This is a genomic window from Candidatus Cloacimonadota bacterium (assembly GCA_028706475.1).
Taxonomy (GTDB): domain Bacteria; phylum Cloacimonadota; class Cloacimonadia; order Cloacimonadales; family Cloacimonadaceae; genus UBA5456.
The window spans coordinates 1-11,355 of record JAQWBI010000048.1 but is presented as its reverse complement, the minus strand read 5'-3'; the positions used below and the strand labels follow the sequence as shown (position 1 = coordinate 11,355).

Genomic DNA, 11,355 nt, shown 5'->3' with positions numbered 1-11,355 from the left:
CGAAGGTTATGGTTTGCTTTTCCATGAACAGCTCCTGTGTTGTTATAGAGACAATATAACCTACGCATCTGATTTGTCAAGTATTATTTATCTATACTTTTTGTCCACTTCTATGGGCAACGGTCTTTGAGGATGATTATCCAACAAGGAACGATTTATCTTGACGAAAAAAGTATAGCGGTAAATATAGGATAGATTTTATAAACGATTCCCAAAGCTATATGTATAGGTATATGGCATCTCTTTTTGCCAATCTACAGAAAATCACAAGCGAGGTTAGAGCAGTGAAAGACGTATTCCAAATCCTAAACCAGATCGATGGCGGCGTTGTATTGGATGCTGCAACTGGGCGGGGTGAATTTATCAATATTCTGAAGCAATACCTGAAAAGCTATACCCAGATAATCGGAGTGGACTACTCGGAGAAAAGCGCAGCCTATGCACAAAAACTATTTCCAGAAAACAATGTGGAAATCTACCGCATGAATCTGGAGAATCTACCCTATGAAGACGGCCATTTCGATACTGTGTGCACATCGAACTCGCTGCATCACTTTGAAAACCTCGATAATGTGCTAGCAGAGATGCTGCGGGTACTAAAGCCAGGCGGTACTTTCATACTTACAGAAATGTATGCCGGGGGAAATCAGAGTCAACCGCAGCTAACTCACGTTTTGATGCATCACTGGGTAGCAAAAGTAGATAGTCTGAGCGGAGTATATCACGACAGTACATACAGCAAAGAGGATCTCATCAGCATTGTAAAAAAGCTGAAACTGCAAAAGATCCATATAGAAGATTTTTATCCGGAAGTGGATGATCCCAAAGATCCCAAAGCAACTATAGTGTTGATAAAGAACTGCCAGGATACCATCAAGCGTCTGCAAGCGCTGGGCGATTATCCTGATCTGATACAAGAAGGCGAAGCGCTGATCGAACGCATAAACGAAATTGGATTTGCCTCAGCGTCGCGCATCCTGATTACGGCTCACAAACCAAAAGGAGATAAATAATGCTAATAGAAGATGATCTGTTTGCTATGACTCAAGCTCAGCTGACGAAGCTGGCCAAAAAAATATCAATTCCCGGAAACACTCAATATAAAGGCACTGAACTGATATTCAAGATACTGGAATTTCAGGCTGCTCAGGAAGGTTTGGCCTTCGTAACCGGCTGTCTGGAAATCATGGAAGATGGGTTTGGATTCTTGAGGTTTCCAAACAACAGCTATCTACCCGGCAAAGATGATGTGTATGTATCCCTCACGCAGATCCGCAGATTCAGCTTGAAGAATGGCCACATGGTCTCAGGGCCGGTGCGTTCGCCCAAAGAAGGAGAGAAATACTATGCCCTGTTGCGGGTGGAAGCTGTGAACTATATGTCTCCATCCGGATTACAGGATATGCGTACTTTCGATGAGCTAACACCCTACTACCCCACCGAGCGATTGAACCTGGAATTTGATCCAGAAAACTACAGCACCAGGATCATCAACCTCTTTACTCCCGTGGGCAAAGGTCAACGCGGTTTGATCGTAGCTGCCCCCAGAACGGGGAAGACTACCCTATTGCAGGATATTGCCAATGCCATCCTCAGCAATCACCCGGAAGTATATCTGATCGTGCTGCTGGTGGATGAGCGCCCCGAAGAAGTAACCGAGATGAAAAAAGTGTTGAAACCAGGTAACAGCGAAGTGATATCCTCCACTTTCGATGAATCCCCCAAAAACCACACCAATGTAGCTGAAATCATTCTGGAAAAGTCCAAACGCATGATCGAACTTGGTCAGGATGTTGTGATAGTATTGGATAGTATCACCCGCTTGGCCAGAGCATACAACAACATTACTCCATCCAGCGGAAAAGTGCTATCCGGTGGTATCGATGCCAATGGCCTCATCAAGCCCAAAAAGTTCTTTGGTTCCGCCCGTAATACAGAAGAAGCCGGCAGCCTCACCATCATCGCCACGGCTCTTATCGACACAGGATCGAAAATGGATCAAGTGATCTTTGAGGAATTCAAGGGAACCGGTAATATGGAACTGGTGCTGGATCGCAGTATTTCGGATATGCGCCTCTATCCCGCTATCGATCTGGTAAAATCCGGTACTCGCAGGGAAGAATTGCTGCTTACCAAGAACGAGATCAACCGCATGTATGTTTTGCGCAAATACCTCAAGACAATCAGCCCGATCCAGGGTATCGAAACTTTGCGCAAACAAATGAAGGCTTCCAAGAGCAACGATGATCTCCTGAATTCAATGAGTAATTGATGGAATTAACTGCCCCAGGCGGAGACTTAAATAAGATCAAGTACGCCATCACCTATGGTGCGGACGCGGTATACTGCGGGTACAACCTCTTTGGATTACGCGCTACTGCAACCAATCTATCCAAAGACGAACTGAAGGAAGCCATCCACTTTGCACACGAACACAATGCCAAGCTCTACCTTACTCTGAACGCCTATCTGAAGAATTCCGAATACGCTCAACTGAAGGAATTCTTACTCTGGTTGAAAGATAGCGGGATCGATGCAGTGATTGTATCCGATCCCGGTGTGTTCAGTATGGTAAAGAGTCTTACCGGCATTCCCATTCATATCAGCACACAAGCTAATGTGTGCTCTGTAGCTTCTGCCCGTTTCTGGTACGAGCAAGGGGCAAAACGCATCGTAGCAGCTAGGGAAATGAGCTTCTCAGAGATATTGGAAACCAAAGCTGAGCTACCCGACCTGGAAATCGAATGCTTCATACACGGCGCAATGTGTGTGGCATATTCCGGACGCTGTTTGCTGAGTGCATACTTCAACCGGCGCAGTGCAAACAGCGGAAGCTGTACTCAGGTATGTCGCTGGAAATGGGCTCTTACGGAACAGGAGCGCCCCGGTGTGTACCTTCCGGTGGAAGAAGATCAATATGGCAGCTATATTCTAAGCTCGAAAGACCTTTGTATGCTGGACAGGATTCCCTTGCTAAAACAAGCGGGAATCGATGCCGGAAAGATCGAGGGACGCATGAAGAGCGAGTATTATGTGGCGCAAACCTGTCGCGTGTATCGCAAAGCAATGGACACATCCAGCCAGGATACCGCTACTTGGGAACATCTGCATGAAGAGCTGGAAAAGGTATCTCATCGCCCTTATTGGGAAGGCTTTTTCGACTTTCCAGATGGTGATGCGGGAATCATTGAAAAGAGCTTTCAAGGTTCTTATACCTCAAATAGCGAGTATTGTGGAAAAATAATTGCACATGAGAAAGGGAGAATGGTTCTCGACTGCCTGGGAAAGATATCCCTAAACGACACTATCGAACTGGTTTTCCCGGACATCAACCAGGATATCAGATTACGCGTGAGTAAGATATATGATGATGACAACCAAGAACTGGAATGCACAAGGCCAAATGCATACTTTAAAATCCCCCTGGCCGAGACAAATGTGGTAGGAGCATTGATTCGCCGATGCGTAGATTGATTGTATTTCTTATCCTGATCCTACTATGCGCTGTGGGGCTGAATGCACAGGTTCGCAAGGACTTCCAGAATCTGGAAACACTATTTGAAGAAGGCAAAACGGCCGACCTGCAGAAAGAGCTAAAGGACTTGAAGCCAAATAAGGATGAAGAGCGCGCTCTAGTGCTGTATCTGGAAGCAATGCTCTGCAAAAATATAGCGGATACTCAGACCCGCTTAAACTCATGTATCGAGAAGTATCCCAAGACACCGTATGGGCAAATGGCAATGCTAGAAGTTGCCAAGATCCACATTTTAGAGCGCGAGATGCAAAAAGCAGGAACTCTTTTGCGACGCATCAATTCGCCTGATATCGTGGATCGTTTCTATTGGATCGCAGTAGTATTTTACTGGCAGGATGACTATTCTTCGGCAATAGCAAATGCCGAAAACTACCTCCGATTGAGTCCCCAGGGAAAAGAAGCTGAATCCGCACACTACCTGATAGTGGATTCCTACGTAAGCCAACGAAAGTACCAAAGTGCTATCTCCAGCCTTGCTAACTTACAACATCTCAAAGAATTTGACCGTCAGTATTATTACTACAAGCTGGGCATGATCAATGAACTGAATTCCAACTTCAAAGAAGCGCTGAAGGCATTCCGGGAAGGTTATGAACTGGATAAATACTCCCAAGTTGCTTTCGACATAGAGGAACGCCTTTTCAATATGCGCAGTCGGACACCATCCTTGGATCTCAGCTTCTTGTATCCATATACACCTCTGGATATCCCAGTGGAACTGGCTTCGGATAGTCTTGATACTCAAGTGGGAAGCGTTCCTGAAGTATCGGAGAAACTTCCTCCTCTAAACCTGCCTCCCATCGACGAATATCTCCCCATCAAGTTGATTTCCAAACCGTTGAAGGGCTTCTTTTTGCAAGCCGGAAGATTCTCTGTGAAAACAAACGCTGAACGCTTGTGCCGCAGCATCAGAGATATGCAGATACCGGCATCATATTATGAGGACAAAGACCAAGGTAAAACTACCTGGGTTGTTCTGGCAGGTCCTTTCAGTAGTCGTGAACAGACAGACAGTGCCAGAGCCCGCCTTACTAGTAGCGAAATTAACAGCTTTATCGTTCAATATTAAATGGATAACACCAAGCTCACTCCTATGCTTCGCCAGTTCTATGAGGTGAAGAAAGCACATCCTGACAAGCTGGTACTCTTTCGGATGGGAGATTTTTACGAGACTTTCTTTGAGGATGCCGTAAGCGCATCCAAAATCCTGAACATCACACTTACAACGCGCAACAAAAGCGACGATAATCCCATTCCTCTGGCAGGTTTCCCCTATCATGCCCTGGACAATTATCTTGATAAATTGATCCGAAGCGGCCTGAAAGTAGCTATCTGCGAACAGACTGAAGATCCCAAAAAAGCAGTGGGACTGGTGAAACGGGAGGTTACTGAGATTATTACTCCCGGAGCAGTGCTGGATCAAAACCTCTTGGACAGCACAGCCAATGTGTTTCTAAGCACGCTTTACCGCAACGATAAGCATAAACTCTGCGGATTGGCGCATTTGGACCTCTCCACAGGCGAGTTCTTTTTCACAGAACTACCTGAAGAAGAGCTATACAACGAACTTCAACGCCTCAAACCCGCTGAGATCCTGGTCGATGACAGTGCCAATGAGGCATATGTGAAAGGCTTGAAGATAGAACACAATCCAGCCATCAGTATCTTTGACAATTGGCAGTTTCAACCTGTTGAAGCCAAAGCGCTTTTAATGAAGCATTTCGGCGTTAGCAGCCTGGAACCCTTCGGAGCCCACAACCGGCCTGCAGGAGCTACTGCGGCTGGAGCAACACTGGCATACGTGATGAGCCTCTATAAGGTACCTCTGGCCCATATTACAACTCTGAGATACTATTCATTATCTCAATACATGCAGCTGGATGAGATAAGCCGACGCAATCTTGAACTCGTCCGCAGCATCCGTTATGGAAACCGCCATGGCAGCTTGCTGAGCATAATCGATCAGAGCCAGACTCCCATGGGTAGCAGGTTGTTGCAACAGTGGCTGCTACACCCCTTGATTGAGCTGGATCAGATCCTTGCCCGTCAAGCCGTTATCTCCGCATTCATGAAGCAAAGTGCCTACCTGAAGGATATCCGGAAGTCTCTGAAAGAGATAGGAGACATCTCCCGGATCGTATCCCGCTTGGGATCTCTGCGCATAAACCCCCGTGAGTTGCTTGCCCTGCAGAGCTATTTGATCAGCGCAAAAGACCTGAAGCAGAAACTTAGCATCTTTGCAGAAGAGCTTTTTTCAGAATGGATCGCACTACTAGATACTTTTGACGATATTGACGCTATGATCTCCGCATCCATAGCGGAAAACCCTCCCAATACCATCACAGAAGGCGGTATATTCAAGAAAGGCTACCAGGATGATCTGGATGAGCTGATGGAACTGGTACACGACGGCAAGAGTTGGATAGCCAGATTGGAAGATGATGAAAAGCGCAAGACCGGTATTCCCAGCCTGAAAGTAGGCTACAACCGCGTGTTTGGCTATTACATCGAAGTTACCACTACACACAAAAGTAAAGTCCCGGATTACTATATTCCAAAGCAGACCTTGGTTAATTCTGAACGCTACATCTCACCCCGTCTGAAAGAATTCGAAGCTAAAGTGCTCTCCAGCGAAGAAAAGATAAAAAGTCTGGAGTATGAACTATACAAGGAACTACGTGCCAAACTGGCCTCTCACCTGCCCCGCTTGCAAAAACTCAGCGACGCCATTGGGGAGATTGATGTATTTAGCTCTCTTGCTTTTCTGGCCTGGCAAAACCACTATTGTCGCCCGATCTTCACGGAGAACCGGGATCTACAGATAGAAGCCGGAAGACACCCCGTTATCGAGAAGCTGATGGGTGAAGCGGAATTTATCCCAAATGACACTCATCTGGACTATCCCGATACATGCATTGCCTTGATTACTGGACCAAATATGGCAGGTAAATCCACCTATTTACGCCAAGTGGGACTCCTGGTGATCCTTGCTCAGATGGGTAGCTACGTTCCCGCCAAGTCCATCCGGATGCCGATATTTGACCGGGTATTTACCAGAGTGGGCGCTTCGGACAACCTCGCCCAGGGTCAGAGCACTTTTCTGGTTGAAATGATCGAAACTGCAAATATCCTGAATTCTGCTACTCCACAATCTCTGATCCTGCTAGACGAAATCGGTAGAGGAACCTCCACATTTGACGGACTCAGCCTGGCTTGGGCGATCATCGAACAGATTCAGAAGCAGATTAAAGCACTCACTCTCTTTGCTACTCATTATCACGAACTCACAGAGATGGAGAACATCTATCCTGACGTCAAAAACTATAATGTGGCAGTGAAGCTTTACAATGAACAGATGATTTTTATCCGTAAGATAGAGCGAGGGGGCGCAGATCAGAGCTATGGCATTCAGGTAGCTCGACTGGCAGGAATCCCCAACCGGGTGATCCGCAGAGCGCAGGAGATATTGAAGAATCTGGAGGAACACGAGATCAGCCCTCAAGGCCTTAGTAAAAGCCTGCGGAAAAGACTCTCATGCAGCACTCCCCAATTGGAGATATTTGAAGTAATGATAGATAAAGCCAGTAAACACGATGGTATAATAAAACAATTACGCGAACTGGAGACCGAAGAATTGAGCCCAATTGCCGCATGGCAACTGCTTAGCGATCTCCAAAAGCAAATCTTGGGAGAATAATGAAACGCAATACAATCCTCGCCATAATAGCTCTGATGCTTTTTGCCTGTGCCGGTCCTCGGGAAGATACTGCTGGGATCATCAATTCCGAACGAATCTCTGCCACGGAGTTTATCAATACATACAGAAGCTTCACGGCCAACTTTCAGCTTGAAAACCAACGTATGCCTGTCAACGAAGAGAAGTTGGATATCTACAAGGAAACCTGGAACTACCTTACTCGTAAAGTTGTGCTGCAACAGAGCTTCAAGCATTACAAGATCCAAGTAAGCGAACAGGAAGTTCTAGACACTCTGCTTTCAAATATCCCACCTTTTATCCTGAACAATCCTACTCTGATGATCAACGGTAAATTTAGCCATGACCTCTATAACCAGTCATTGCGTTACGACAGTCCTTTGAATATGTCAGCCATCCGCAAATCTTACCTGGAGTCTTATGTACCTGCTCAGAAGCTGAAAGAGAAGATGATCGACGAAGATCTGGCAAACAAAAAAAAGAGCGGTCGAATAGCCGAAATAGCGGTTAGTAAAGCGGATTTTGATCTTGTGATCTTCGATCCCCTGGCCATGGAGCCAATACTGACAGACAGCGAGATCGAAGCATATTATCAGCGCGATCTGAAACGTTTTGCCATGGATCCCATCTATAGTATTAAATACTTGAGCTTGCCTGTAACTCCGCGTGATGAAGACAAATCCTTTACCGCTGCCATTGCGGACAGCATTTTTAATCAACTAAGCTCCGGCAAGAGCTTTGAGACTGTTATTCAAGAAAGACAGGAACAACTGCCTGGTTTGAGCTTACTGGATCCGGGTTTTGTGTTGATAGAGAATATTGATCCGAGGATCCTGCCTATACTGGAGATACTGCTGGATAACAAATATAGCAATCCATTGGCTATTGGACAAGGTTACGCAATCTACCAAAAGCTTCAGCGCAGTAAATCCATGCTAAGCTACCGGGCTCTGCAGATCCCCCCCATTCTATCTCCAAATACCATAAACGCCCAATACAGTCATGCCCTGGCAGCATTGAATCTTGCCAGGGAACTGGGCATGGAAACCACCGCAGATGAGTTGGGACTGACCCTTGATATCAAGGATAATCTCTCAGTTAAAGACCTCTGGTACGGCGATAAAGTAGTTGTTGAAAACGTAATCAGTAAACTGATGAATCACAAGAAAGGTGACTATCTGGATCCCATTTACTCCACCATCACCGGAAACTGGTTGGTGATTCAGCTCACTGAAAACCAAGTTAACCGAGTGTATCCTTTGGAGAAAGTGAAGCACATCATTGTTCCTGAACTGACGGAGATGAGGCAACAAAGTATGGCGCGGCAGAAAGCCGAGAATTGGTTAAAGGAAAACCCCGACCTGCGCGTAGTAAGCGGTAGAGACAGGGTACAGCAATACCAGAAGAGCGGTATAGATAGCCAATACGCAGGCAAATCCTTGAAACTCGTGTACCTCAGGGCTATTGATCGGCATCTGAGTAAAAAGAAACCTGAAGTAGATAGTATCGGTGATCTCTCTGTGATACTAATCCCAAGGCAATATTATCCTGCAAACGGTGTCAGCCCGGATCGAGATTCTCTTAGAGATCTGTACACCAAACAAAAGGACCCCAATTGGTTTGAAAAATGGCTGCATAATCAGATCAATAAAGCCAATATCCGGGTTTTTGTAAATCCATGAACGATGATTACTTCATGAAGATAGCCCTGGAAGAAGCAGAGATAGCCGCAGGAGAAGATGAGATTCCCGTAGGAGCATGCCTGGTAAAGGATCAACACGTGATCCTGAGAGATCATAACCGTACCAGGCAAAACAACAACCCTATGGCCCACGCTGAAAAAATGATCCTAGACCAAGCTCAAAACATGGATTATAAGTATCTGCAAGATTGCACTTTGTACATTACTCTTGAACCCTGCCTGATGTGCAGTGGCATGATTATCCTAAGCCGAATAGGAAAAGTGGTATTTGGTTGCTACGATCCCAAATCCGGTGCTGCAGGATCCATATACAACACACTTTGGGATAATAGCTTCAATCACCGTCCCGAGATGATACGGGGTGTGCTGGCTCCAGAATGTGCTTTGGTCTTGACAGATTTCTTCAAGAAAAAACGTTGAACATAGTTGTGGAGAGTTGCCGGAGCGGTTGAACGGGACGGTCTCGAAAACCGTTGTATCCTTTCGGGTACCCAGGGTTCGAATCCCTGACTCTCCGCCATTAGTTTCTGGAGTACAGATGCAGATTATCCCCAGTAAGATTGTACACAAAGCCTCACTGCTCTTCGGTTTGGAATCCTCTGCTCATTTCTATGCCCGCAGTCATCTCCATTCCAGCGCTAATGTATTCCGGAGTAACAACACTGCGCTCAAAATCTGCCTGCAAAGCACTGCGGATCAGGTCTCTGACCTTCGTGAACGGATCGGTTTTGCCCACCATCTGCAGAGTTCCGGTATACACACTCAGTGCTTTCTGTCATCCATAAACTCAAATCACACAGAAACTCTCGAAGACAACGATAACACCTACTATTGTTATGCCTGGACTTGGATTCAGGGAAGCACTATGAACGACATACACCCAAAAGATTTGGCGCTGTATTATGCAGATTGGGGCAGGCTTGCTGCAGAATGTCATAAAGCTGCCCAGGGATTCAACGGTAATAGTACACTCAGTTGGTATGATGAATGGCAGGATTAATACGATCGGTTGTTATATCCTGATGTCCAAGCTTGCTTCAAGGATATGAAGACGAAGCTGGAGCATTATCCGGTCACAAGAGCAAACTTCGGCTTTATCCACAACGATATACACCCCAAGAATATCCTGCTCAGCCCATCTGCCATGCATCTTATAGATTTTGATCGCAGTTGCCGCCATTTCTTCGTGCAAGATATTGCCAATGCTATATATAGCGAGTACTCACGCATTGGATTTCATTCAAAACACAAGGCGGCCTTAGCGGATATGCTTAAGCTTTTTGTGAAGCCTTTCATAGAATCCTACATCGAAACTTATCCTACACTTGCAGAAGACCTTATCGCTTTGGAGCAGTTCATTATGTATAGGCGAATTGTGATGTTTGCTATCTTCCACGATGAAGTAAAAGCTGCAGCTCCAGCTTATTTGGAAGAGTTCAGGCAGGGTATCGTACAGAATACCAAATTCCTTCCTTTCGATACTTCAGATCTATTATGAGATTTATGTTTCCGAATGCTTTATTTACGACCGAAGATGGATATACCTATACATCCGGAGATAATTAACCATAAATATGGGAGAGACAATGACAATACCATTATCGCCCTGCGGCATCGATTGCCAAATCTGCGATGCCTTCAAAGCTACTAATACAAACGACCAAGACTTGTTTAAAAAGCTGCAAGATAACTACAAGCAGCAGTTTAACAAGGACATCGCCATAGAAGATCTTGCTTGTGACGGTTGCTCCTCTGTAGGCATACACATAAGCTTCTGCGCTGTGTGCGAAATTCGCGTTTGTGCCATCTCTAAAGGCTACGCTACTTGTGCCGAATGTTCAGATTTTCCTTGCACAAAAGGTAGTTTTATCTGGACTAGCAACTCCGTATCGAAGGCCAATCTAGAAGCATTGCGCAAGGATTAGGATATACTCTTAACACGTCTACATTCCCGGTGACATCATAACAAATCCTGATCATTTTCCAATAAACAGGAAGAACCTCAGCATAGAGGGCATTTACAGGCTCACCTATTCTGATTAGCAATTTCCTGTATCTCGCTCTGCGTCATCCCTGCCTTAGCAAGTATCTTGCAGATGAACGCGTCTCACCCATTCTCGGACCATATATACTTCGTCGATCCCAAATTGTATACATGCTGAGACAATACTTGTGCCTTCAGATACTATGCTATTCACTACCATACTCTTATAAGATTTAGAGTAGCTAACTGCTTTCCTGACTGTGCGTTTCATTATTCATCCTCACTATTTGTGTTGGAGAGTCACCCTTTTAAGTATACAGGCAAGTCCGTTGAAGATAGTACAGAGGAGAACGATGGATAAGTTATTGTCATACAGAACGATGGTTAATCCAGCCTATGGGATAAAGGAGGTGGAGTTT

Annotated in this window: 10 protein-coding genes and 1 tRNA gene; all 11 read left to right on the top strand. The window is 45.6% G+C overall.

The window, feature by feature from the left end; translation table 11 throughout:
* Positions 1-284 precede the first annotated feature (284 nt).
* The 11 genes from PHF32_07690 to PHF32_07640 all read left to right on the top strand — a co-directional run bounded on the left by PHF32_07690 (position 285) and on the right by PHF32_07640 (position 10,877).
* The gene (locus PHF32_07690) at positions 285-1,013 is read left to right on the top strand and encodes a class I SAM-dependent methyltransferase (protein MDD4560597.1); all 729 of its coding nucleotides are present in this window, start codon (positions 285-287) and stop codon (positions 1,011-1,013) included.
* Positions 1,013-2,272, top strand: coding sequence for a transcription termination factor Rho (rho, locus tag PHF32_07685; GenBank protein ID MDD4560596.1), 1,260 nt, complete (start codon positions 1,013-1,015; stop codon positions 2,270-2,272). Before PHF32_07690 ends, rho begins: the two co-directional genes overlap by 1 nt.
* Positions 2,272-3,474 (top strand): U32 family peptidase, encoded by a 1,203-nt coding sequence (locus PHF32_07680; protein MDD4560595.1) that lies wholly within the window; start codon positions 2,272-2,274, stop codon positions 3,472-3,474. The genes rho and PHF32_07680 overlap by 1 nt, the downstream gene beginning before the upstream one ends.
* Positions 3,462-4,604 carry an SPOR domain-containing protein gene (locus PHF32_07675; GenBank protein ID MDD4560594.1) on the top strand — a complete coding sequence of 381 codons (1,143 nt, stop codon included), beginning with the start codon at positions 3,462-3,464 and terminating at the stop codon, positions 4,602-4,604. The genes PHF32_07680 and PHF32_07675 overlap by 13 nt, the downstream gene beginning before the upstream one ends.
* Positions 4,605-7,232 (top strand): DNA mismatch repair protein MutS, encoded by a 2,628-nt coding sequence (gene mutS / locus PHF32_07670; GenBank protein ID MDD4560593.1) that lies wholly within the window; start codon positions 4,605-4,607, stop codon positions 7,230-7,232.
* Entirely contained in the window at positions 7,232-8,932 is a 1,701-nt protein-coding gene (locus PHF32_07665) for a SurA N-terminal domain-containing protein (protein MDD4560592.1), read from the top strand. Before mutS ends, PHF32_07665 begins: the two co-directional genes overlap by 1 nt.
* The gene (tadA, locus tag PHF32_07660) at positions 8,929-9,372 is read left to right on the top strand and encodes a tRNA adenosine(34) deaminase TadA (GenBank protein ID MDD4560591.1); all 444 of its coding nucleotides are present in this window, start codon (positions 8,929-8,931) and stop codon (positions 9,370-9,372) included. The genes PHF32_07665 and tadA overlap by 4 nt, the downstream gene beginning before the upstream one ends.
* Positions 9,373-9,382: 10 nt before the next feature.
* Positions 9,383-9,472 (top strand) — tRNA-Ser (locus PHF32_07655).
* 18 nt (positions 9,473-9,490) lie between these two features.
* Entirely contained in the window at positions 9,491-9,952 is a 462-nt protein-coding gene (locus tag PHF32_07650; GenBank protein MDD4560590.1) for a hypothetical protein, read from the top strand.
* A gap of 45 nt (positions 9,953-9,997) precedes the next feature.
* On the top strand, positions 9,998-10,450 hold the full coding sequence (locus PHF32_07645; GenBank protein ID MDD4560589.1) for a phosphotransferase: 453 nt from the start codon (positions 9,998-10,000) through the stop codon (positions 10,448-10,450).
* Positions 10,451-10,538: 88 nt separating this feature from the next.
* On the top strand, positions 10,539-10,877 hold the full coding sequence (locus tag PHF32_07640) for a DUF3795 domain-containing protein (GenBank protein MDD4560588.1): 339 nt from the start codon (positions 10,539-10,541) through the stop codon (positions 10,875-10,877).
* Positions 10,878-11,355 lie beyond the last annotated feature (478 nt).